This window comes from Nonomuraea sp. NPDC049649 (genome assembly GCF_040675175.1).
Classification (GTDB): domain Bacteria; phylum Actinomycetota; class Actinomycetes; order Streptosporangiales; family Streptosporangiaceae; genus Nonomuraea.
Window position 1 is genome coordinate 43,012 of record NZ_JBFAOH010000017.1, and the last position, 22,140, is coordinate 65,151.

The 22,140-nt window shown below is 70.9% G+C and carries 23 protein-coding genes; 8 read left to right on the forward strand and 15 right to left on the reverse strand.

Translation table 11 applies throughout. The annotated features are described in order from the left end of the window. Positions 1–9: 9 nt before the first annotated feature. From AB0J42_RS21760 to AB0J42_RS21800, 9 genes are all read right to left on the reverse strand, one after another. Positions 10–2,859 (reverse strand): CDP-glycerol glycerophosphotransferase family protein, encoded by a 2,850-nt coding sequence (locus tag AB0J42_RS21760; protein WP_364297077.1) that lies wholly within the window; start codon positions 2,857–2,859, stop codon positions 10–12. Between the two features lie 93 nt (positions 2,860–2,952). Further along, the gene (locus AB0J42_RS21765) at positions 2,953–3,273 is read right to left on the reverse strand and encodes an MGMT family protein (RefSeq protein ID WP_364297079.1); all 321 of its coding nucleotides are present in this window, start codon (positions 3,271–3,273) and stop codon (positions 2,953–2,955) included. Then, positions 3,261–3,620, reverse strand: coding sequence for a hypothetical protein (locus tag AB0J42_RS21770; protein WP_364297081.1), 360 nt, complete (start codon positions 3,618–3,620; stop codon positions 3,261–3,263). Before AB0J42_RS21770 ends, AB0J42_RS21765 begins: the two co-directional genes overlap by 13 nt. A 23-nt stretch (positions 3,621–3,643) precedes the next feature. Continuing rightward, positions 3,644–4,798 (reverse strand): S8 family serine peptidase, encoded by a 1,155-nt coding sequence (locus AB0J42_RS21775; RefSeq protein WP_364297083.1) that lies wholly within the window; start codon positions 4,796–4,798, stop codon positions 3,644–3,646. Beyond that, on the reverse strand, positions 4,792–5,694 hold the full coding sequence (locus AB0J42_RS21780) for a hypothetical protein (protein WP_364297085.1): 903 nt from the start codon (positions 5,692–5,694) through the stop codon (positions 4,792–4,794). Before AB0J42_RS21780 ends, AB0J42_RS21775 begins: the two co-directional genes overlap by 7 nt. A gap of 58 nt (positions 5,695–5,752) precedes the next feature. Further along, a complete protein-coding gene (locus AB0J42_RS21785) occupies positions 5,753–7,012 on the reverse strand; it encodes a S8 family serine peptidase (RefSeq protein WP_364297087.1) in 1,260 nt (419 codons plus the stop codon). Beyond that, positions 7,006–7,722 (reverse strand): hypothetical protein, encoded by a 717-nt coding sequence (locus AB0J42_RS21790; protein ID WP_364297089.1) that lies wholly within the window; start codon positions 7,720–7,722, stop codon positions 7,006–7,008. Before AB0J42_RS21790 ends, AB0J42_RS21785 begins: the two co-directional genes overlap by 7 nt. A 56-nt stretch (positions 7,723–7,778) precedes the next feature. Further along, complete coding sequence (gene moeZ / locus AB0J42_RS21795) at positions 7,779–8,960, reverse strand: adenylyltransferase/sulfurtransferase MoeZ (protein ID WP_364297091.1); 1,182 nt, start codon at positions 8,958–8,960, stop codon at positions 7,779–7,781. Between the two features lie 42 nt (positions 8,961–9,002). Beyond that, positions 9,003–9,902, reverse strand: coding sequence for an alpha/beta hydrolase (locus tag AB0J42_RS21800; protein ID WP_364297093.1), 900 nt, complete (start codon positions 9,900–9,902; stop codon positions 9,003–9,005). Between the two features lie 640 nt (positions 9,903–10,542). Between AB0J42_RS21800 and AB0J42_RS21805 the strand changes: the two genes are divergently transcribed. After that, the gene (locus tag AB0J42_RS21805) at positions 10,543–10,917 is read left to right on the forward strand and encodes a hypothetical protein (protein ID WP_364297095.1); all 375 of its coding nucleotides are present in this window, start codon (positions 10,543–10,545) and stop codon (positions 10,915–10,917) included. Positions 10,918–11,693: 776 nt separating this feature from the next. Here the strand turns inward: AB0J42_RS21805 and AB0J42_RS21810 are convergent. Continuing rightward, positions 11,694–12,020, reverse strand: a complete 327-nt coding sequence (locus tag AB0J42_RS21810; protein ID WP_364297097.1) for a hypothetical protein — start codon at positions 12,018–12,020, stop codon at positions 11,694–11,696. Between the two features lie 284 nt (positions 12,021–12,304). After that, positions 12,305–13,189: a Ku protein gene (locus AB0J42_RS21815; RefSeq protein ID WP_364297099.1), complete on the reverse strand. Its 885-nt coding sequence runs from the start codon at positions 13,187–13,189 to the stop codon at positions 12,305–12,307. Between the two features lie 158 nt (positions 13,190–13,347). Between AB0J42_RS21815 and ligD the strand changes: the two genes are divergently transcribed. The 4 genes from ligD (at position 13,348) to AB0J42_RS21835 (ending at position 15,471) form a co-directional block, all read left to right on the forward strand. After that, positions 13,348–14,223: a non-homologous end-joining DNA ligase gene (gene ligD, locus AB0J42_RS21820; RefSeq protein WP_364297101.1), complete on the forward strand. Its 876-nt coding sequence runs from the start codon at positions 13,348–13,350 to the stop codon at positions 14,221–14,223. 42 nt (positions 14,224–14,265) lie between these two features. Then, positions 14,266–14,472 carry a hypothetical protein gene (locus AB0J42_RS21825; protein ID WP_364297103.1) on the forward strand — a complete coding sequence of 69 codons (207 nt, stop codon included), beginning with the start codon at positions 14,266–14,268 and terminating at the stop codon, positions 14,470–14,472. Positions 14,473–14,534: 62 nt separating this feature from the next. Further along, positions 14,535–15,155: a TetR/AcrR family transcriptional regulator gene (locus tag AB0J42_RS21830; RefSeq protein WP_364297105.1), complete on the forward strand. Its 621-nt coding sequence runs from the start codon at positions 14,535–14,537 to the stop codon at positions 15,153–15,155. An 85-nt stretch (positions 15,156–15,240) separates the two neighbouring features. Continuing rightward, complete coding sequence (locus AB0J42_RS21835; protein WP_364297107.1) at positions 15,241–15,471, forward strand: DUF3107 domain-containing protein; 231 nt, start codon at positions 15,241–15,243, stop codon at positions 15,469–15,471. A 55-nt stretch (positions 15,472–15,526) separates the two neighbouring features. Here the strand turns inward: AB0J42_RS21835 and AB0J42_RS21840 are convergent, their stop codons facing one another. Further along, on the reverse strand, positions 15,527–16,171 hold the full coding sequence (locus AB0J42_RS21840; protein WP_364297109.1) for a ferritin-like fold-containing protein: 645 nt from the start codon (positions 16,169–16,171) through the stop codon (positions 15,527–15,529). A 428-nt stretch (positions 16,172–16,599) separates the two neighbouring features. On the opposite strand from AB0J42_RS21840, the gene AB0J42_RS21845 reads away from it, so the two are divergent. Continuing rightward, positions 16,600–18,279 (forward strand): DEAD/DEAH box helicase, encoded by a 1,680-nt coding sequence (locus tag AB0J42_RS21845; RefSeq protein ID WP_364297111.1) that lies wholly within the window; start codon positions 16,600–16,602, stop codon positions 18,277–18,279. Between the two features lie 112 nt (positions 18,280–18,391). Next, positions 18,392–19,279, forward strand: a complete 888-nt coding sequence (locus AB0J42_RS21850; protein WP_364297113.1) for an alpha/beta hydrolase — start codon at positions 18,392–18,394, stop codon at positions 19,277–19,279. A 71-nt stretch (positions 19,280–19,350) separates the two neighbouring features. On the opposite strand, the gene AB0J42_RS21855 is transcribed toward AB0J42_RS21850, so the two are convergent. From AB0J42_RS21855 to AB0J42_RS21865, 3 genes are all read right to left on the reverse strand, one after another. Next, the gene (locus tag AB0J42_RS21855; protein WP_364297115.1) at positions 19,351–20,250 is read right to left on the reverse strand and encodes a PD-(D/E)XK nuclease family protein; all 900 of its coding nucleotides are present in this window, start codon (positions 20,248–20,250) and stop codon (positions 19,351–19,353) included. After that, a complete protein-coding gene (locus AB0J42_RS21860) occupies positions 20,251–20,973 on the reverse strand; it encodes an MBL fold metallo-hydrolase (protein WP_364297117.1) in 723 nt (240 codons plus the stop codon). 67 nt (positions 20,974–21,040) lie between these two features. Then, the gene (locus AB0J42_RS21865) at positions 21,041–21,694 is read right to left on the reverse strand and encodes a DUF6758 family protein (protein WP_364297119.1); all 654 of its coding nucleotides are present in this window, start codon (positions 21,692–21,694) and stop codon (positions 21,041–21,043) included. Positions 21,695–21,741: 47 nt separating this feature from the next. On the opposite strand from AB0J42_RS21865, the gene AB0J42_RS21870 reads away from it, so the two are divergent. Then, positions 21,742–22,137: an NUDIX hydrolase gene (locus tag AB0J42_RS21870; protein WP_364297121.1), complete on the forward strand. Its 396-nt coding sequence runs from the start codon at positions 21,742–21,744 to the stop codon at positions 22,135–22,137. Positions 22,138–22,140 lie beyond the last annotated feature (3 nt).

Below are 22,140 nucleotides of genomic sequence, written 5' to 3' on the forward strand. Positions count from 1 at the left end.
GAACGTGCGTCAGAAGATGTGGTCGACGACGCGGGCGGTGGCCTTGCCGTCGTCGCGGGGCGCGAACGTGGCGCGGAAGGCGTCGTAGCGGTCGGCGTGCGCCGAGGCCACCTGGTCGATGGACCGCAGCGCCTCGATGACCTCGGCCGACGTCGACAGCATCGGGCCGGGCGCGATCTCGGGCAGGTCCAGGTAGAGGCCGCGCCTGGTGGTGAACTTGGGCAGGTCGTACCCGTACAGGACGATCGGCCTGCCGGTCACCACGAAGTCGGCCATCACCGACGAGTAGTCGGTGACCAGGACGTCCGTCACCAGCAACAGATCCGCGATATCCGGATAAGTCGTGACGTCGCGGGCGATGTCGGGGACGGCGGGCATGGCCTGCATCGGGTGCGCGCGCACCAGCAGCTCGTGGTCCGCGCCCAGCGCCTGCCTGGCCTTGGCCAGGTCGAGCTTGACCATCGCGTTCTTGCGGTCGTAGTCACGCCAGGTGGGCGCGTACAGGATGACCCGCTTGCCCTCGGCCAGCCCGAGACGCTTGCGCACCTTGGCCGCCAGTTCCTCGCGGTCGGGCGAGGTCAGCACGTCGTTGCGGGGCAGCCCGCTCTCCAGCACCTCGCCCTGGTAGCCGAAGGCCTGGCGCAGCACGGGCGTGGCCCACGGCGACTGCGACAGCAGCACGTCCCAGCCGCGCACGTCGGCGGCCTGCCGGTGCCAGACCGGCGGCTTCGGGTCGCGCTTCATGTGCGGCTGGTCGTTGCCGATGTGCTTGATCGGGGTGCCGTGCCAGGTCTGCAGCACCACCTGGCCCTCGCGGGAGCGGAACCAGACGGGCAGGAGCGAGTTCGTCACGATGTAGCGGGATCTGGCCAGCGCCGCCGTGTGCTCGCGGCTGCCCGCCCGGACGACCGTGGCGGGGCCGGGCGGGGTGAACGCGCCGTCCCTGACGACCCAGATGTGCTCGCGGTCGTCGCCGCGGCGCAGCCGCTCCTCATAGATGGCCCGGACGCTGTCGGCGTACAGGCGGCCCTCGTTGACCACGTAGACGGTGGCGTCGTTCAGCGGCTCGGTGCGCTGCTGCGGGTAGAAGACCTTGCGCAGCACGTGCGTACCGGCCAGGCCCTTCTCGTCGGCGGGCAGGTCCTCCTCCGACAGCACCACCGGCACGTCGAAGCGGGTGGAGACGAAGCGGAACCGGTGGCCGCCGACGGTGCGCCGGGTCTCGTCCAGGTCCTCCAGCGCGGCGTGGTCCATGCGGACGGGCAGGATCTCGCCGGACGGGTGGCGCATGGACATGTTCCAGGTGCCCGAGGCCAGCGGCACGGGCTCGCCGAAGCGGTCCATCGCGCCGGGCTCGAACCGTACTTCGAACTCCTCGCCGGTACGGGTCATCGGCAGCTGATAGGTCAGCCCGGAGCGGTGGCGCAGCGTGATGGAGCGGGGACCGGCGGCGTCGGGGTAGCGGCCGCGCAGGACCAGCGCGCTGTCGTCCCAGACGGCCGAGGTGATGATGGGCCGTATGCGGTGGGCGGAGATGACGACGCGGTCGCGCCGGTCGCCGAGCACGGTGATCTCGCGGTCGCCGGTGGTGAACCTGGTCTCCCCCAGGTCGCCGAGCATGACGGTGGCGGCCGGGTCGCCCTTGGGCTCGACCCAGAGGCGGCGGCCGTCCTTCTCCTGCAGCAGCGCGGGGACGGCGAGGCGGACCGTCACCTCGGTGGCCTGGTCCTTCGGGGTGAAGTCGGCGGCGATGCGGTGGCCGCCGACCCGGGCGTGGCCCTTGGTGACCACCCGGCCGGGCAGCTTGATCTTCAGTTCCAGGTGCTCGTCGTCCACCTGGACGCCGATGAGCTCGGCCCGGTTGGGCTGGAACGCCACCTGGAGCGCGCGGTCGGAGGTCCACACCGGCCGGACCCACCAGCCGGGCCGGAGCTTGCGCCCGGCGGGCCGCTCGCTGCGTCCGACGCCGTAGCCGCGCAGCAGGCCGGTGGCGCGGGCGCCGCGGCTCCAGAACACGATCTCGGCGCGCCACGTCGTGGTGTCGGCGACGGCGGGGCGGCGGCGCAGGCGCCTGCGGGCGGCGGAGACCACGCCCCTGGCCGCGCCGCGCCAGCGCAGCGCCCAGGGGTTCAGCTCGGCGGTGAAGCCGGACCAGTCGTAGTTGCAGCCGACCTCGCGGGCGCCGTGGGTGGCCTCGGGGGCGAGCACGCGCCGGGTGCGCAGGCGGACCGGCGGCAGCCAGCGGGGGCCGCGCAGCACCACGGTCGCCCAGTTGAACCGGCGGCTGCGGACGGACAGGCCGGCCAGGTACGCGTAGCCGGAGATACGGAGCTTGCCGCCCTCCCACACGATGTCGCTTATGTGGGTGACGGGCACCAAATCGGCCTTGCGCAGCCGGTAGAGGCCGGCGGGCAGCTCGTCCTTGAAGGGCAGGTCGGCGTACCAGCGCAGGCCCTTGCGCAGGCGCTTGGACGGCTCGGCCGCGGCGGCCACGACCTGAGCGAGGGTGTCGCCCTCGATGAGTTCCTCGTCCGGGCGGGTCTCGATGAGGTGGCATATGAGGCGCCGTGCCACCGGCAGCTCGCGCTTGACCTTCGGGTCCACCCCCGCGAGATAGGGGCGCACGAGGGTGAGGAGCTCGCGCCGCGTGGCAGGACCGCGCTTGACCGCCAGGTCCATCCGCGCACCCAGCGGCCCGCTGAGCGCTTGGGCGTCGAAGGCCGCATCACGCCCGCCGGGCCCGACCGCGTTCATGATCGCGTCGAGCGGTTCGCCGCGGTCGCAGAGGTCCTGGACAGCCTTGAGACGGTCGGGGACCACTTCGCCGCCCGGGCTCTGGGCTGTCAGGCCGTTGGCCATCGGGTAGGCACCGCCTTTCAGGCCGCCGTTATGTTCTGCCCATGGTAATAGGAGTCACATGTGACCAATTCGCATACTTCGCGAAGAGGCAGGTCAGGGGTCTTCCTGTGAATCGGCTGAACGTCCGTTCCACCGCGCCAGGCGCATGTCGACCCGTTTTCCGCGCAGCGGAGTGGCCTCCGCGCGCCAGCGGGACAGGCACGTCACCTCGTGTCCGGGAGCGCCCGTGCCATCCGCGTGCACCACGCGCCACCAGGGCACACCGCCTCCCCAGGTGGACATCACCCGGCCCACCTGACGAGGGCCGCCCTCGCCCAGATACTCGGCGATGTCGCCGTAGGACATGACCTTGCCGGGCGGGATCCGGTCGACCACGTCGAGGACCCGCTCGGCGTACGGGTTCAGGCCGTCCACGCCGCCGGGCCCGCTCCGATCATCTCGTCGTACTTGCCGAGCTCCGTCGCCGCGCCGTCGGCGAGCACCTCGACCACGCCGTCACGCAGCGCGTAGACCTCGCCGTCCTCGCCCACCAGCCGGGCGCCGAGCGCGGCCGACAGCCGCACCAGCTGCGCCACCTGCCAGTCGGAGCCGGGCTCGCCGACCACCTCGCCGCGCCACGCTCCCACGGGGTGGGCGCCGTCGCCGTGCCTGGCGACGATTTCGTCGGACTCGCGTAGTTCGAAACCTGCCCGCTCGGCCGCCTTCGCGAGGTCCGCGAGAGCGATCGGCGACTCACGAACCACGCGCAGTTCGTATCCCATGAGGCGCGACCCTAGCGGATCTTTCACTCTCTGCGTTGGTTGAGTACCACGATTCCGCCACAGAACATGACAAGGGCCACGAGAACCCCGATCCCGTACAGCCAGAGCCGCAACGGGTCCGGCCCGGGAGCCGACGGCGCCGGGGAGTCCTCGCCCTGCCCGAAGTGCTGGTCGTCGGGGACGGGGACGCTGCGCCGCTGCTCTGCCAGCCCGGCCGCGGCCTCCAGCGCGGCTGCCGCGTCGACCACGCCGAACCCGGTCTCGTCGTCGTAGCCGGTGGCCGGCCTGCCCTTGGCGCCCACCGCCAGGGCCTGGGCCACCTGGTCGGGCCGCAGGTCAGGATGGCGCGCCTTGACCAGCGCGGCCACCCCCGACACGAGCGCCGCCGCCGAGCTGGTGCCCTGCGACAGCTCGTAGCCGCCGCCGCGCCTGACCACCGGCACCTGCGAGCCGGGCGCCGCGACCAGCACCGACAGGTTGTCACTGCTGTACGAGGCGACCCGGCGCCGCTTGTCGACCGCGGCGACGCCGATGACGCCCGGGTAGCCGGCGGGGAAGCTCCAGTAGGAGGTGCCGTTCTCCTCCGCGTATCTGGTCTGCCCGTCGTTGCCGACCGCCGCGACCAGCACCACGCCCTTGCCGAGCGCGTACGAGACGGCCTCACGCTCGGAGCGGTGCGCCCCGTACGTGCCGATGGACATGCTGACGACCTGCGCGCCCTGGTTGACCGCGTAGCGCAGGGCGCGCGCGAGCGGGCTCTCGACGATCGCCCGGTCCTCCTCCAGCGGCGGGTCCACCCGGTCGGGGTCCTCCGAGACCGCCAGCGGCAGCGACAGCACCCGGGCCTCGGGCGCGGCGCCGACGTAGCCGCCGCCGTCGCCGGAGGCGGCGATGAGCGCGGCCATCGCGGTGCCGTGCCGGCCCGGCCGCACCTCGCGGCTCACCGCGGCCGAGCTCATGTCGGGGCCGACGGTGACCCGGCCGCGCAGCTCCCTGATGTCCGGGTCGACCGCGCTGTCGATGACGGCCACGGTGACGCCGGCGCCCTTGGTGGTCCGCCAGGCCTGTTCGAGGTTGAGCGCGTCGATCACCCACTGCTGCTGCTCGCGGATGGGCGCCTGCGCCGGGACCTGCAGCACCAGGACGGCGGCGAGCAGCGCGCGGACGGCGGCTAGCACACGTTCCCCTGGGTGCACGGCGGGACCTTGGGCGGGTCGGCCAGGAAGTAGGCGATCTGGTTGCCGATCGATCTGGCGGCGGGCCAGAGCTCGCTGTGCAGCTCCTCCTCCGGCGGGATCGCGGCCCTGGTGCGGCCGTCGGCGTAGCCGGCGGTGGTGAAGACGATGTAGGGCCCGGCGCCGACCCAGCCGGTGCGCTGGCGCTGCTCGGTGCCGAACCGCTCGGTCACGGTGCCGGGAAAGGCGACGGGCAGCACGCCCACCCGGTCGTCCTGGGTGAGCTCGGCGCCGGCCGCGAACCTGGCCTCCTCGTTCTCCAGCACGGCCACGCCGACGGTGAAGACGAAGGTGGAGGTCTGGTCGACGTAGGTGGCGCGCAGCATGCTCACGCACCCGTGCTCGGCCAGGATCGCGCCGACCGCCTCGTCCACGGCCTCGCGGCAGGCGGCCTCGGGGGCGATGCCGACCCGCCTGGCGTACTGCTGGGCGCGGTCGAGCCCGAGGTACTTCAGCTCCTCGGGGAAGATGCCGGTGGTGGGCCAGGCCTGCCAGCGCCGGGCGATCTCCTCCTGCTTGTAGCGGTTCTGCTCCTCGGGGGTCAGCGGCCGGGAGCGGGTCTCCTGGAACAGGCCCACGGTGCCGAGCAGCACGACGACGGCCGAGAGCGCGACGATCATGCCCACCAGCGTCACGAACATGCGCCGGTAGCGCACGCCCTGCTGGAGCTCGTCGGTCTCCGCCCGCCGCCTGGCCGCGGCACGGTCGCGGGCGGTGCTCTGCGACCAGTCGCGCACGCGCGTCCTGCGGCCGGTGGGCGCGCCGAGCGGGTTCCTCCGTCCCGGCGTGGCGTCCCCCGCGGCGCGCGGCAGCCCTGTGGTGGACCTACGTGCCTTCACCACCGCCTCGTTCCCAAGCTCGGCTTTTCTGTGTCATTCGTCCCCTTAACAGGGCGGATCATGCGTCTTGGTCATTGTGCGCGCGCCGCACCCTCCTCACCAGGGTGAGGATGACCGCCAGCGAGAACACCGCGCCGCCCGCCGACGCCGCGGCGATCGCGGTGTGCAGCACGACGCGCCGCTCGTCGCGGTCGACGACCCGCACCGGGCCCGCGGCTCCGCCGCCGAGCGGCTGTCCGGGGTCGTGCGCCTGCCCGGCGGGGGCGGTCTCGGTGTGCCCGGCCAGCTTGGCTGCCTCGGCCAGCGCCCGGGCTGCGTTGACGACGCCGAAGCCGGTGCCGGTGTCGTAGCCGCCGGGCGGCCGGTCGACGGCGCCCGCGGCGAGGGCTCGGGCCACCAGCGGTGGCGACAGTTCCGGATATTCCGCTTTTACCAGGGCGACGACTCCGGAGACCAGGGCCGCCGCCTGCGACGTGCCCCGGCCCACCCAGTACTCGCCGCCCGGCCCCGCGCCCATGATGTCCACGCCCGGCGCGGCCACCAGCACCGAGGCGTTCCCGTTCGAGAAGGAGGCCCGCCGCAGGCCGGCGTCCGTCGCGCCGACCGCGACCACGCCGGGGAGCGCCGCCGGATACGAGTACGGGGCCGCCCCCGCCGAAGTCCGGGCCCCCTCGTTCCCGGCCGCGGCGACCAGCACGACGCCCTTGTCGATGGCGTACCGGATCGCGGCCCGGTCCTCCTTGCTGGCCAGCTCCTTCGAGATGGACAGGTTGATGACGTCGGCGCCCTGCTTGACCGCGTAGCGGACGCCCCTGGCCACCACGTCCTCGAACCGGTGCTCCAGATTGAAGGTGTGGAACCCGGGCTCCTCGTCCTCCAGGATCACCCGTACAGACAGCACCTCGGCCTCGGGGGCCACGCCGATGATGCCTTTCCCGCCGCCGGGGCCGTGACCGTGACCGGCGATCAGGGAGGCCATGTACGTGCCGTGCAGGCGGCGCGGCGGCACCCCGGGCGGATTGGCGCCCTCGGTGAAGTCCTTGCCCACGGTGACGGAGCCGGCGAGGTCGGGGTGGTCCGGGTCGACGCCGGAGTCCAGCACGGCGACGGTGACGCCCGCGCCCCGGGTGATCCGCCAGGCGGCGGGCAGGTCGAGCGTCCTGATCACGCCCTCCTGGCCGTTGCGCACCTCGTCGGCGAGCGCCGGCGCGGCGTCCAGCAGCAGCGCGCCCGCCATCGCGAGCGCCCCGGCCCGCCGCAGCCCCTTCTGCCGGGTCAGCCCCCTCTGCCGGGTCAGCCCCTTCTGCCGGGTCAGCACTGCCACTCCTCGGCGGCGCAGTCGGGCATCCGGGGGGCGCTCAGCCTGGCGAGGACGCGTTCGGAGATCTCGGCGGCGAAGGCGAAGACCGTGGGCCGCTGCTCGGCCGCGTGCGCGGGCCGGCCGTCCACCTGACCGGCCGTGGTCAGCACGAGGTACGGACCGGACTGTCGTACGGAACCCTGCTGGCGCACCTCGGGCGTGAACCGGTCGGCCACCGTCCCGGCGAAGGCCAGCGGGCGCAGGCCGGGAACCGGCCGGCCGTCCGCGGGGAACGCGGACCTGGCCCGGACGGCGCGGTCCTCGTCGGGCAGGGCGACCACGCCGATGGTGACGAGCACGCCGCGCAGCGCGTCGATGTACGTGGCGCGCAGCACCGCGCGGCAGCCGGACGCGGCCAGCGCGGGGGCGGCCTCGTCGTCCACCGCGCCCTCGCAGCCGGTGTGCGGCGAGATGCCCAGCCTGCGCGCCCGCTCGCGCCCGCCCTGCTCGGCCGAGTAGGGCAGGGTGGCGGGGAAGACGCGGCCGGCCTCCCAGGTGCGCCAGCGCTCGGCGACCTCGCGATGGGCGGCGGCTTCGAGCTCCGCGCCGGTGGGGCCGCGAGTCAGCTCGGAGGCCGCCGAGCTCGCCGAGACCCCGGCGGCCACCGCACAGACCAAGGTCAGCGCGGAGGCCACCATGAGGATGGGCCAGAGGCGAGCGTTGTCCACAGGATCGACCTTAATGCGGGCGACCCTCCGCCATCCCCCGAAACCGGACCCCCGGCTCAGTACTCGGGCAGGCTGGGGTCGACGGTCTTGATCCAGCTCAGCACGCCGCCGCCGACGTGCACGGCGTCGTTGAAGCCGGCGTTCTTGACCACCGCCAGGGCCTCCGCGGAGCGGCCGCCCGACTTGCAGTGGAGCACGATGCGCTTGTCCTGCGGCAGCTTCTCCAGGGCGGAGCCGTTGAGGAACTCGCCCTTGGGGATCAGCGTGGCGCCGGGGATGCTGACGATCTCGTACTCGTTCGGCTCGCGGACGTCGACGAGGAAGATGTCCTCGCCCTTGTCCTGCATCTCCTTGAGCTCACGGGCGGTGATGGTGGAGCCGGTGACCGCCTCGGTGGCCTCCTCGGAGAGCACGCCGCAGAACGCCTCGTAGTCCTCCAGCAGCTCGGTGACCGTGGGGTTCTTGCCGCACAGGACGCACTCGGGGTCCTTGCGGACCTTGACGTCGCGGTACTTCATCTCCAGGGCGTCGTAGATCATCAGCCGGCCGACCAGCGGGTCGCCGATGCCGGTGATGAGCTTGATGGCCTCGTTGACCTGGATGGAGCCGACCGACGCGCAGAGCACGCCGAGCACGCCGCCCTCGGCGCAGGAGGGAACCATGCCGGGGGGCGGGGGCTCCGGGTAGAGGCAGCGGTAGCACGGGCCCTGCTCGGCCCAGAACACGCTGGCCTGGCCGTCGAAGCGGTAGATCGAGCCCCACACGTACGGCTTGCCCAGCAGCACCGCGGCGTCGTTCACCATGTAGCGGGTGGCGAAGTTGTCGGTGCCGTCGAGGATGAGGTCGTACTGGGAGAAGATCTCCTTGACGTTCTCGGTGGTCAGCGTGGTGTTGTGGACCACCACATTGACCAGCGGGTTGATCTCGCGCACCTTGTCGGCGGCGCTCTCGGCCTTGGGGCGGCCGACGTCGGAGTGGCCGTGGATGACCTGGCGCTGCAGGTTGGAATCGTCGACGACGTCGAAGTCGATGATGCCGAGCGTGCCGACGCCCGCCGCCGCGAGGTAGAGCAGCGCGGGCGAACCGAGGCCCCCGGCGCCCACACAGAGCACTCGGGCGTTCTTCAGCCGCTTCTGCCCATCCATCCCCACGTCGGGGATGATCAGATGGCGCGAGTAGCGGCGCACTTCGTCAACGGTCAGCTCGTCAGCCGGCTCGACCAGCGGTGGCAACGACACTTTCTACGCTCCCGTTTCAGGGGTCTTATCTCCCTATGAAACCTAGCCGGGCAGTGGGGCATTCCCCAATCGCGATTCCTCGATGAGACGGCGTGTTTCCATGGCGACCAGACGGGGCTGCTCCATCATCGCCACGTGCCCGCATCCCGGCAGCAGAACCAGCTTGACCTGCCGGAACGCGCGCGCTGCCCGGGCGGCCATGGCCGGCCTGACCAGCCGGTCGTGCCGGCCGTGGATGATCAGCGTGGGGGCCTCGACCCGGGCCGCCAGCCGCCACAGCGAGTCCGGGCCGCGGCGCAGGTACTCGGCCACGATGCCGCGGGCCGAGCCGAGCAGGGCGGCGACCGTGTGCGGCAGGTCGTCGCGGCGGCGCAGCTCCTCGACCGCCTCGCTCAGCCGTACCGGGTGGATGGCCTCGGCGTTCGCCCAGACCATCGCGAACGTGGCGTTGACCCGCTGCTCGGCGGGGAGCAGCTTGAACCGGTCGGCCAGCCACTCCCCCACCCAGGGCGTGGCGGCCGCCGCTACCCGTACCGGCCCGTACCGGGGATAGAGGTCGGGCAGCGCGGGCGAGATGAGCGTGAGCGTGCGCACCAGGTCGGGGCGGGTGGCCGCGACCCGCACGGAGACCGCGCCGCCGAGCGAGTTGCCGAACAGGTGGGCCGGGCCGGTGTGCTCCAGGAGGCCGATCACGGCCCGGGCGTGCGCGCGGACGCTGTAGTCGCCGTCGGGCGCGGGCGGCGAGCACCCGGCTCCCGGCAGGTCGACGGCGTGGCCGGTGACGGTGTCCTTGAGCTCGTCCATGAGGTCGGTCCAGTTGGTCGCCGAGCCGGCCAGGCCGTGCACGAACACCGCCTGCTCTGCGGGGCCGGGGGGCGTCGACCGTACGTGGACCGGGCCGATCATGCGTCCTGGCCAGTGCGGGACCGGCTCCGCCGACATGAGCCTCCTCCTTCCCGGTGAGCTTTGTCCGCTTTCACACGATAGGTAGCGCGCGACATGACGCCCAAACGCTGCCTTCTCCACCATGGGGGACACTGCGGTCTAAACGATCTCTGGACACGCCGAGAGCAGGACAAAAGCCGCCGGACGCCGTTTATCGCGGCCAACGCCGGAAACCATGACGTCAGCGATACCCAGCGTCACTGGTGCAGTACTCAACGTGACTGTCCGACTCCGGGCCGGGAAAGGCCACTCGCCGGGTTCCGCTGTTTCCGCGCGAATGCAGCAAGAAAGGCAGTGCTCGCATATATTCGCGCGTTTCTGCTTTTTCGGAGCAGCGCACGTGACGGGCCGCCTCTTTTCCACGCGGGCTCCGTACGAGAGAGCACGACAGAGAGGCCCGATAAGGCTTCTCGACCGTACTCTACTTACGCTCAAATCGGACATATCGCTCCATTTCGAGCGATAGATCTACAAGCCGAGCAATAAGACTGTTATTGCCTAGCAAAATAGGGCGATTGCCGTTTTATAGAGCGCAAGCTCGGAAATGACATCCACTGGATGACTCACCGGACAGCTCATCAGCAGCCATCCGGAATCGTCGAGAACGGGGCAATCGATCCTTTAGGGGGAAAACGCAATGCCCAAGCTCAAGAGTGTTATCGCGGGCCTCGCTGCCGGTACCGCCATGGCCGCCGCGCTCGCCGCCGGCGGTGCGACCGCCGCCGCCGCCATGCCGACCGCCGCGCCGGTCGTCGCGAACGACTGGGACGGCGACTGGGACGGCTTCAACGGCTTCAACGGCTGGGGCCCGGGCTTCTTCGGCTTCTTCGGCCACCACCACAACGGCCACGGCCACAAGTGCGGCCACAACCACGGCAAGCGGAAGAAGAAGGTCTGCGTCGTGGTGCGCAACTTCAACTTCAACGACAACCACGAGCGCAAGCGCCTGCACCGCAACCACGACCACGACCACTTCAACCACAACTTCAAGCACCACAGGCGGCACCGCTGAGCAGCCGCGTGCTGATGAGATGAGTGCTCGATTTCATTGACGGTCCGCGCCTTTCCAGGGGATACGGTTCTTCGGTCCAGGTGAACTCCGGGCTCTCGGGCGGGTCGCGCCGAATGGCGCGGCCCGTCCTCATTCATTGACTTCTCCTCATCTCTGAGGCAGCTTCGAGGGCTCCGCCGGCAATGGCGCCGGCGGGGCCTTCGCCATGTCTGGAGATAGGCGCATATCATGCAGTGCCCGCGCTGCTTAAGCGGAAGACCGCGGTACGGGACGCCCCCGATTCACTCCCCGGCCCCGGAAGCTCCTGGCGCTCGACGCGCGAACGCCGGGCTCAAGGACGGAAAGACCGCCGCGGGCTACGCTGCACATGAGCAAGGCCGACCGGCTGTGTGCGGCCGTGACCGTTTCCGCTGAATCGCAGTGTCGCCCTGGCCGCCTTCTAGAGGCGACTGTGAGACGGGTCTGTGAGACAACGGGGCTGTGAGACAACAAGGGCTGTGAGACAACACAGTGAGGGCCCCGCCGGCGTAGTGCCGGCGGAGCCCTCAAAGTTGCCGTAGGGACGAGGAGAAATGAATTCCCAGGACGGGCCGCGCCACAGGACGCGACCCGCCTGAAAGCCCGGAGTTCACCTGACCGAGAAACCGTACCCCCTGGAAAGGGATGCCGGACGACCGTCAATGAATACGAGCACTCATTCCTGCACCGTCAACGACGGTGATCACCAGCCGACCGTAGCCGGCGGCGCCACGCGACGATCGGCGAGACCGTTCGCGTCAGTCTTCCCAGTCACCGTTGTCCCAGTCGCCGTTGTCCCAGAAGCGGTGGTTGAAGCGGTGGTGGTCGTGGTCGTGGTGGTCCCGGCGGTGCTTGAACCGCGGGTTCCGGTTGAAGTTGAAGTTCTCGACGATGACCCTGATCTGCTTGCGCTTGCGCTTGCAGCGCTTGCCACAGTGTCCGCCGGTCAGGACCGACGTGCCCGCGCTGATCTGAGTGGCGGCGTTGGCGCTGGTGGCGGTCATGGTCGCGCCCGCGACCACAACACCACCGGTGACGGCGGTGCTGAGGGCAAGGCCCGCGATAACACTCTTGAGCTTGGGCATTGCGTTTTCCCCCTAAAGGATCGATTGCCCCGTACTCGACCTTTCCCAGTATTCGAGAAAGGTCTCGGATGATTACTGAGAAGTCATCCGGTAAGTGACATTCCCGTCACTGTGGGTGAGCAAACAGCCATCTCCCCATTTTGCGATGCATTAGCAGTGCTATTGCTCGCATTACATATTTATGGACTAAACGCCCACAAATTGCCCGAAATGTCCTATTTGAGGACCGCTGGGCATGACGAAAGCGCCCCGGCTCGCCAGGGCGCGTTCCACTCGTACGGGTGTCAGGCGGACTTGCGGGTCTTCCGCTTGGCGGGGGCCTTCTCGTCCTTCTCGTCCTTGGCCTTCGACTTGCCCGAGGCGGCCCGCTTCGGCTTGGCGCCGGCGCCTTCCCGCTCGCGCTTGGCGGCCTCGACGCTGGCCCGGAGCGCGGCCATCAGGTCGACGGCCGGGCCGCCCTCCTCCTCGGCCTCCGGAGGCGCGATGACCTCCTTGCCCGCCACCTTCGCCTCGATGACCCGCTGCAGCGCCTCACGGTAGGTGTCGTGGTGCTCGGTGGGGTCGAAGTCGGCCTCCATCGTGGAGATCAGCGACTCGGCCATCTTGAGCTCCTGCGCCCGCACGTCGATGTCCTCGTCCAGGAAGTCGAAGTCCGGCTTGCGGATCTCGTCCGGCCAGAGCATCGTCTCCAGCACGAACACCCCGTCGCGCACCCGCAGCGTCGCCAGCGACTCGCGCTGGCGCAGCGCCACCTTGACCACCGCCACCTGCCCGGAGCTCTCCAGCGCGTCGCGGAGCAGCACGTACGGCTTGGCGCCCTGCGCGTCGGGCTCCAGGTAGTAGGACTTGGCGAAGTAGATCGGGTCGATCTGCTCGGCGGGCGTGAACTGCAGCACGTCGATCCGGCGCGAGGTGCTCAGCGGGAGCCCCTCGAAGTCCTCGTCGGTGAGCACGACCATCTCGCCGGTGGCCAGCTCGTAGCCCTTGGCGATGTCGGAGTAGGGGACCTCCTGGCCGTCGAGGGTGCACACCCGCTTGTAGCGGATGCGGCCGCCGTCCTCGCGGTGCACCTGGTGGAAGCTCACGTCCTTCTGCTCGGTGGCCGAGTAGAGCTTCACCGGGATGGTGACCAGCCCGAAGGAGATCGCACCCTTCCAGATGCTGCGCATGGGCACTCCTCACCGAATAGCGGGCGGCTGGACCAAATTGCACATACCCGTCATGGTGCAACCAATGCCATATCCAGGGGTACTACCTGCGGGGGGTTAGACCCGATTCCGCCGGGGAGGTGGCGTACAGACGCGATGCCCCCGGAGGTGACGTCCCGATGAGCAAGGTCCCGGTGCGGGTGGACGGCCGGGAGCTGACGCTGAGCAACCTGGACAAGGTGCTCTACCCCGAGTACGGCTTCACCAAGGCCGAGGTCATCGACTACTACACCCGGATCGCCCCCGTGCTGCTGCCGCACCTGGCCGGCCGCCCGCTGACGGTCAAGCGCTTCCCCGACGGCGTGGACGGCATGTCGTTCTTCGAGAAGAACGCCCCCGAGCACACCCCCGGCTGGGTGCGCCGCGCGCGGCTGCCCGTGCCCGGCAGCACCAAGGACCGCGAGACCATCGACTTCGCCGTCGTCGAGGACCTGCCGACGCTGGTCTACTACGCGAACCTGGCCGCCCTGGAGCTGCACGTGCCGCAGTGGCGGGTCGACGATGAGGGGCGGGCGCTGCCGCCGGACACACTGGTGTTCGACCTGGACCCCGGGCCGCCCGCGACGATCGTGGAGTGCTGCGCGGTCGCCCTGATGCTGCGCGAGGTGCTGGCCGCCGAGGGCCTGACGGCCAGGCCGAAGACCAGCGGGAGCAAGGGCATGCAGCTGTACGCGGCGTGGGACTGCCGGGAGGAGCCGTCGGCGTACGCCAGAAGGCTGGCCCAGCTCCTCGCCAAGGAGCACCCCGATCAGGTGGTCAGCGTGATGACGAAGAAGCTGCGCACCGGCAAGGTCTTCATCGACTGGAGCCAGAACAACCCCGCCAAGACGACGGTGGCACCATACTCACTACGGGCCCGGGCGCGCCCGACGGTCTCCACCCCCCTGCTGTGGGAGGAGGTCGAGGGCTGCGAGGCCCCGGATGACCTGGTGTTCACCTCGTCCGAGGTGCTGGCGAGAGTGAACGAGCACGGCGATCTCTTCAGCCGGGCGTAGTCTGGTTCAGTCCACGAGAAGAGGGGGACCGAGATGTCGGAGATGGACGTTCGCGGGGACGACGACAACTTCGCCACCGAGGAAGAGGAGCTGCCGGTGGAGGCGCCCGCGGCCGACGCCGCCGACCAGCGCCGCCTCATCGACGAGGCGGAGGACCGGCTGCGCCGCGAGCTCCCTCTGGAGGCCAACCCGGCCGACGCGATGGACCAGGACCGCGTCGTCGAGTTCGACGACGACGACTATCGCTGAGCCGGCGGCGCCCTCACACGTAGGATGACGCCAGGACCGGCACGAAACCGATGGAGACCCGCGTGACCGCTACCCCGGACGCCAAGCCCCGGGGCACCCGGCTGCCCCGACTCGCCCGCCGCAGGCAGCTGCTGAGCGCGGCGCAGGAAGTGTTCGTGGAGAACGGCTATCACGCGGCCGCCATGGACGAGATCGCCGAACGCGCCGGAGTCAGCAAGCCGGTGCTCTACCAGCACTTCCCCGGCAAGCTGGAGCTCTACCTCGCGCTGCTCGACCTGCACATCGACGACATGGTCAACCGGTGCAGGGAGGCGCTCGCGTCCACGACCGAGAACAAGCTGCGGGTGCAGGCGACCTTCAGCGCGTTCTACGACTTCGTCTCCACCCAGGGTGAGGCGTTCCGGCTGGTCTTCGAGTCCGACCTGCGCAACGTGGCGCCGGTGCGGCAGCGGGTGGAGCGCTCGCTCAACGAGTGCGCCGAGATGGTCAGCGCGGTGATCCAGGAAGACACCGGCTGCACCAGCGACGAGGCCCACCTGCTCGGGGTCGGGCTGGTCGGCATGGCGGAGGTGAGCGCCCGCTACTGGGTCACCAAGCACGGCTCCATCCCCAAGGACGCGGCCGAGCAGCTGATGGCGCGGCTCGCCTGGCGCGGCATCAGCGGTTTTCCGCGTACGGCTTAACCCGTTCGCTGGGCGCGATCGGCGGCGTTTCTTTCGCCCCGAACGACGACGATGGGGAGGTTCCGCCCCGTTGAAAGGGAGCACGATGGAAATCAAAATCGGCGTGCGTTCGGTGCACCGTGAGCTCGTCGTCGAGACCGACCTGTCGGCCGACCAGGTCGAGGAGGAGATCAGGAAGGCCCTTGCCGCCGATCGTGGCGTGTTCGCCATCACCGATGTGAAGGGCAGGCGGGTGGTGGTGCCGGTGGCGTCGCTGGGCTTCATCGAGATCGGCGAGGACGAGGCGCGCCCGGTGGGCTTCGGCGGCACGCTCTAACGCCGTCTCCCAGTCCCGGAGCCGCACGTTCCCGGTGCGGCTCCGGGCGTCGCGCTCAGATGCCCAGCGCCGCCATCCGCTTGCCGTGCTGCTCCGTCAGCCGGGCGAACAGCCGGGAGATCTCCGCCTGGTCGTTCGCGCCCGACTCCACCAGCATCATCGCCAGCTCGGGGCGCTCCGCCGCCACCCGCTGCCCCTGGCTCAGCGCCTCGCCGACGAGCCTCCTGGCCCACAGCGCCAGCCGTCCGCCCGCCGTCGGATCCTCCTCCAGGCCGGCCCGTACGCGCTCGACCGCGAACTCCGCGCGGCCCTCGTCCGCCAGCACCTCGTCGACCAGCTCGACGATCGCCGGATCCAGCCGGCGGGCCGCCTCACGATAGAAGTCGAGCGCTATCCCGACCCCCACATAGGCCTTCACCAGGGCCTGCATCCAGTCGGACGGGGTGGTCTGGGTGTGCCAGGCGTCCAGCGCCCCGGCGAACGGCTGCATCGCGCTCTCAGGGTCGGCGTCCAGCTCCCGGATCCGGTCGTACAGCAGCCGGAAGTGCTGATACTCGGCGACGGCCAGCTCGCACAGCGCGGTCCGGTCGGCGAGCGTGGGCGCCAGCCTGGCGGCGTCCTCGGTCATCCTCGTGAAAGCGCTCAGCTCGGCGTAGGCCAGGACGCCGAGCAGGTCGACGACTCCAGGAGACTCGTTCATGGAACGCAGCGTACTTCCGGCGATGTCCGGGAACATCCGCAAGCCCGGTCAGCGTTGACCACCCCAGCGGACTCGACCATGGAACGCAGCCCACTAGCGGCAATGTCCGGGAACATCCGTAAGCCTGGTCAGCGTTGTGGTATCGAGTACACTGCTCTGAGAAAGTGCGACCGCACTGTGTAAATTCGGGGGTCTGTCCCCGAATCCCCCGATCCCCGGGTGCGCGGTCGTGTTGACGCGAGAGGGCTGGCTCTACCGCGAGGACCCAGGTACGGGCTCGGTTTTCCGCCCGTAGGTCCCGGCAGGCCCGCCTTCATTTGAGACTGAGGCAGGCCACGCTGACGACTTTCCGAGACCTCGGAGTCACACCAGAAATCGCGGATGCCCTCGAGACCGAGGGCATCACCACACCGTTCCCGATTCAGGAGATGGCGCTCCCGCTAGCGCTGAGCGGCCAGGACCTGATCGGCCAGGCCCGTACGGGCACCGGCAAGACCTACGCGTTCGGCATCGCGATGCTGCAGAGCATCGGCAAGCCGCGCAAGAACCGCAAGAAGCCCCGCGGGCTGGTCGTCGTGCCGACCCGCGAGCTCGCCATCCAGGTGAGCGAAGATCTCGTCACCGCCGCCGGCAAGCTCGGCTCGCGGGTGCTCACCGTCTACGGCGGGCGCGCGTACGAACCCCAGATCGAGGCGCTCAAGGCGGGCGTCGACGTCATCGTCGGCACCCCCGGCCGGCTGCTCGACCTGGTCAAGCAGAAGCATCTCGACCTCAGCCAGGTCCGCACCCTGGTGCTGGACGAGGCCGACCGGATGCTCGACCTGGGCTTCCTGCCCGACATCGAGCGGATCTTCAAGCTGATCCCGGCCGAGCGCCAGACGATGCTGTTCTCGGCCACCATGCCGGGCGAGATCGTCTCGCTCTCCCGCAAGTACCTCAACCGGCCCACGCACGTGCGCGCCGAGATCGAGAGCTCCGAGGCCGAGACCACCCCGCAGGTGCGCCAGATCGTGTGGCGCACCCACCGGATGGACAAGATCGAGATCCTGGCCCGGCTGCTGCAGGCCGAGGGCCGCGGGCTCACGATGGTCTTCTGCGAGACCAAGCGGGCCTGCGACATGGTCGCCGAGCAGCTCGACACCCGCGGGTTCGCGGTGGCGGCCGTCCACGGCGACCTCGGTCAGGGCCAGCGCGAGCAGGCGCTGCGGGCGTTCCGCAACGGCAAGATCGACGTGCTGGTCGCCACCGACGTGGCGGCCCGCGGCATCGACATCGACGACGTCACCCACGTGGTCAACTACGACTGCCCCACCGACGACAAGACCTACGTGCACCGCATCGGCCGCACCGGCCGGGCCGGGCGCACGGGCATAGCGGTCACGTTCGTGGAGTGGGAGGAGCTGACCCGCTGGAAGATGATCAACTCGGAGCTCGGCCTCGACTTCCCTGAGCCCGAGGAGACCTACTCCACCTCGCCGCACGTCTACACCGAGCTCGGCATCCCCGAGGGCACCAAGGGTGTGCTGCCGCACGCCAGCCGCTCCCGGGCGGGCCTGTCGGCGGAGCGCATCGAGGACCTCGGCGAGACGGGCCGGCCCCGCGCGCGCGGCCGGCGCCGCGACGAGCGTGAGGAGCGGGAGCGCCCCCCGCGCACACCGCGCCAGCGCCGCCGCACCCGCGGCGGCCAGCCTGCGGAAGAGACCCCCGCAGCCGTCGACACGCCGGAGGTGGAGCCCGTGAACGGCCGCTCCAGCAAGCAGGAGGAGACGCCCGCGATCATCAGCGCCGAGGAGCTGGCGGCGGCGGCCGAGCCCCGCACCCGGCGGCCCGCCGTCCGGGCGGAGCCGGTCGCGGACGTTCCCGCCACGCGTGAGGAGCCGCACGACGCGGATCCGTACGAGCACGCGGACGACCACGACGAGCCCGGCTACCAGGCCCCGCCGCGCCGGGAGCCGGAGCGGATCATCCCGCCGAACCCGTTCACGGTGATCTTCAAGTCGCCCGAGCTGGCGACGGACGACGACGACATCGCGCCGTCGGCGGCCACCGAGCGCAAGCAGCGCCGCCCCAGTGGCGGGCGCGGGAACGGCAGCCGCCGCCGCGGCTGACGGACTCATCGGGGAAGGCGCGCACCTTGAGGTGCGCGCCTTTCGCATGCGGGCACCGGCGTACCGGGTTCACCGGTGTCGAGGCAGCCGGCGCTGGGTATTGTTGCCCCACGTGAGTACGCCGCGATTCCTGCACCTGCCCTCTGGCGTCACCCCATGCAAGATCGACACCACGCGGGGCACGTTCGCGGCCCTCGACGCGGTGCCGGCGTCGGGCGTGGTCGAACGCTGGCCCGCGATCCTGGTCCCGGGCCTGACGGGCAGCAAGGAAGACTTCATCGCGGTCCTGGAGACGCTGGCCCTGTCGGGCCGCCGCGTGGTCGCCGTCGACCTGCGCGGCCAGTACGAGACGCCCGGCCCCGACGACCCGGCCGCCTACACCTGCGAGGCGCTCGGCGCCGACGTCGACGCGCTCGCCCAGCGGATCGGCGACGGCGAGCCGGTCCACCTGGTCGGCCACTCCTTCGGCGGGCTGGTGGCGCGCGAGGCGGCCATCGACGGGCGCACCAAGTTCGCCACGTTCACGCTGATGGGCTCCGGCCCGGCCGGCATCACCGGCAAGCGCGCCGAGCACGCCCGCTGGCTGGCGCGCACGGTCCCCGAGTCGGGCCTCGAACACGTCTGGCACGCCGGTTTCGAACCGGAAGCGCTCGCCGCGCGGGTGCCCGACGACATCCTGACGTTCCTCCGGCAGCGGCTGCTCGCCACCTCACCGGCCGGCCTCGCGCAGATGGCGCGCGAGGTGGTCTCCGCGCCGGACCGTACGGACGAGCTCCGCCAGGTCGGGGTGCCCACGTTCGTCCTGTACGGGGAGCACGACGACGGCTGGCCGGCCGAGACGCAGCAGGAGATGGCGGCGGCCCTCGGCGCCGACTGCCTGGTGGTGCCCGGGGCGGCCCACTCGCCCGCGGTGGAGGCGCCCGAGACCACGGCGGCGGCGCTCGTCAGGTTCTGGAGCACGGCCGAGAGACACCCTCTCGACGCCACGACGACCGGCTGACTCACTCCCCTGTCGAGAGCGTCACGATCGGCCGATTCACTCCCCTGTCGAGAGCGTCACGACCGGCTGGCTCACTCCCCCAGGCCGTCCCAGGGGCGGCGTTCGGGGGCCGCCACCTGACCCTCCGGGCAGTGGCGGCGGAAGTCGCACCAGCCGCACAGCGGGCCGGGGCTCGGCGCGAACACCTCGTCCAGTTCCGCGGGCACCCGCGGCGGCCCTGCCGCGCTGTCGCCCGGCCGGGTGCGTCGGGCGGAGCCGCCGCCCATCACCGCCCGGTAGCGCTCGTCGGCCTCCGACGCCTCCAGGGCGATCTCCTCGGCGCGCCGCAGATGACGGCCGAGCGACTCGTCCGTGTGACGCCACTGCACGATCTCGCCGGTCGGCAGGTGGTGCAGCTCGACGACGCGGGCCGGGGTGCGCATCACCCGGGACGCGGCGATGGCGTAGACGGCCAGCGCGAGCGAGGAACGGGCGTCGTCCTGGGTGAGCGGTCGCCGCCCGGTCTTGTAGTCGACCACCACCAGTTCGTCGCCGCGCCGGTCGAGCCGGTCGATGCGGCCCGACACCGCGATGACCGAGGTCCGGGTGGCCACGGTCCGCTCGACGCCGACCGGCTCGTCGGACGGGTCCAGCGTGGCCGCGTACCCCGACACCACGTCGCGGGTGCGGCCCAGCCACTGCGCCGACTGGGCCTCGTCCCTGAACCCCTCGGTGATCCAGCCCTTGGTGACCAAGACGGCCGCCGTCAGCGGCGTGCGTCGGTCGTACGGCTCCCGCCACCACGCCGCCAGCGCGTTGTGGGCGCTCGCCCCCACGCTGTTGTGGGCCCAGGGCGGGCCCTTGGGCGGCTGCGGCCGGTCCAGATAGGTGAACCGGTAGCGGCGCCGGCAGTCGAGCCAGGCGTTCAACCGCGACGGCGTGCACGAGTAGAGCCGCCGCGGCATGCCTTCCAGCGGGAGCTGGTCGTACACCTAGACGGCGCCCGGGTCGAGCTTGATGCCGGCGGCCTTCGTGCCGTCGGTGAGCGGACCCGTCGCCTCCGGCTCGGACTCGGTCTCGGCCCTGGTCAGGGAGCCGCCGATCCAGTCGTCGAAGTGCGGCTCCAGGTCGCCGACCGTCACCTCGTCGCCGTGGCTGGGCAGCACCCGCGTCTCGGCGGGCAGCGTGAACAGCCGCCCGCCGATCGCGGTGAGCTGGTCGGCCAGGCGGGGGTACTCGCCGCCGAGCTTGCCGGGGCCGTCGGCCTGCAACGTCTTGCCGGAGAAGACCACGCCGAGGCCCTCGCAGTAGAGCGAGACCCCGCCGTCGGTGATGCCGGGCGTCTCCATGACGTCGAGCTGGACGTCGGCGACCTGGAAGATGCCGTCGTCCTCCATGTCGATGTCGGGCCAGGTCTCGGACCAGGTCTCCCGCCAGAGCGGCTTGTCCTTCGGGTGGAGTGCGATGACCGCCTCGTCGCGGGCCGCCACCTCGATCGCGGCGCCGACGTGGTCGGGCAGGCCGTGGGTGCAGATGACCGCGAGCACCTCGCGCTCGCCCACCTGCTCCAGGATCTTTTCGGCGTCCCTGGCCGGGTCGATGACGATGGCCTCCTCGTCATCCCCGATGATCCAGGTGTTGTTCTCGACCTTGTGCTCGGTGCCGTCGATGTCGACGAGGCCCTCGGTCACCACTCGCTCGATACGCGCTGTCACGCCTCCGAACTCTAGCCCGTCCGCACCCCTGAGCGAATCCCGTTGCGTCAGTGTTGAAGCCGTTGAATCAGTGCTGGAGCCGCGGGGAGAAGGCGCCGAAGGGGATGTCGAGGTCGTGGTCGCGCAGGTCGATCAGGCTCAGCTCGGACAGGACGAGCAGACAGCCGGCCTCGGCGGGCCAGGCGATGGTCCACAGCCAGTTGCCCAGCGCCTCGCCGGCGTAGACGGCCCGGTCGGCGGCGCCGTTCACGCACCACAGCGGCGCGGGATGACCCATCACCTCGATCTTGGCGTTCGGCGGCCCGGCGTCGAACCCCTCGCCGGGGTCGGCCCCGTCCAGCCCCGCGTACGCGGCCCCGAGCCCCACGCCCGGCTCCTCGGCGATGATGACGATGTCGGCGGGCCCCTGCGTGAAAGACGGGCCCGACAACGCGACCAGGCTCGCCCGTACGCCCTTGCGCTCGTCGCCCACCTCCCCGAACCCCGTCACCAGCCACCCTGACGGCAACGGCCAGGGCAGCCAGACGGGCACCAGCGAGTTCTTGCGCATCGCCGCCGCGGCGGACTCCGACGGCGGCCGGGGCGGCTGGTACGGCAGCACGTCGCCGTGGACGCCGCAGCGCCAGGAACTCGACCACACGCTCGGCGCGTGCAGCGGGTCGAAGCACCGTGGGCACGTTGGAGCCGCTCTCACAGTTACCCAAGGTGCTTCGTCGGGCACCGCCCCGTCAAGGCCGCAGCCCGTTATCCCGTCGTAATCTTGGCCATGTGCGCGTAAATTGTGTCGGCGCGATCGTTCTGGACGGCGCGCGCCGCCTTCTGCTCGTCCAGCGCGGGCACCCGCCGTCCGCGGGGCTCTGGTCGCTGCCGGGTGGCCGGGTGGAGCCCGGCGAGTCCGACGCGGCGGCGGTCCGGCGCGAGGTACGGGAGGAGACGGGGCTGGAGGTGGCCGTGGGTCCCCTCGCGGGCACGGTGGATCTGCCCGCTCCCGGCGGCGACACGTACGTGGTGCGCGACTACCTCGCCACCGTCACCGGCGGCACGCTGACGCCGGGCGACGACGCCGCGGACGCCCGCTGGTGCACCCCGGAGGACCTCTCCCGGCTGCCCCTCACCCCGGGCTTGCTGGACATCCTGCGATCCTGGCGGGTCCTGCCGGAGTGACGT

Bases quoted from the DNA above. Each gene is read 5' to 3' on its own strand.
- AB0J42_RS21845 (WP_364297111.1), top strand. From the start codon at position 16,600: ATGGCGCTCCCGCTAGCGCTGAGCGGCCAGGACCTGATCGGCCAGGCC.
- AB0J42_RS21760 (WP_364297077.1), bottom strand. From the start codon at position 2,859: ATGGCCAACGGCCTGACAGCCCAGAGCCCGGGCGGCGAAGTGGTCCCC.
- AB0J42_RS21825 (WP_364297103.1), top strand. From the start codon at position 14,266: ATGGACGTTCGCGGGGACGACGACAACTTCGCCACCGAGGAAGAGGAG.
- AB0J42_RS21815 (WP_364297099.1), bottom strand. From the start codon at position 13,189: ATGCGCAGCATCTGGAAGGGTGCGATCTCCTTCGGGCTGGTCACCATC.
- AB0J42_RS21835 (WP_364297107.1), top strand. From the start codon at position 15,241: ATGGAAATCAAAATCGGCGTGCGTTCGGTGCACCGTGAGCTCGTCGTC.
- ligD (WP_364297101.1), top strand. From the start codon at position 13,348: ATGAGCAAGGTCCCGGTGCGGGTGGACGGCCGGGAGCTGACGCTGAGC.
- AB0J42_RS21810 (WP_364297097.1), bottom strand. From the start codon at position 12,020: ATGCCCAAGCTCAAGAGTGTTATCGCGGGCCTTGCCCTCAGCACCGCC.
- AB0J42_RS21800 (WP_364297093.1), bottom strand. From the start codon at position 9,902: ATGTCGGCGGAGCCGGTCCCGCACTGGCCAGGACGCATGATCGGCCCG.
- AB0J42_RS21770 (WP_364297081.1), bottom strand. From the start codon at position 3,620: ATGGGATACGAACTGCGCGTGGTTCGTGAGTCGCCGATCGCTCTCGCG.
- AB0J42_RS21805 (WP_364297095.1), top strand. From the start codon at position 10,543: ATGCCCAAGCTCAAGAGTGTTATCGCGGGCCTCGCTGCCGGTACCGCC.
- AB0J42_RS21840 (WP_364297109.1), bottom strand. From the start codon at position 16,171: ATGAACGAGTCTCCTGGAGTCGTCGACCTGCTCGGCGTCCTGGCCTAC.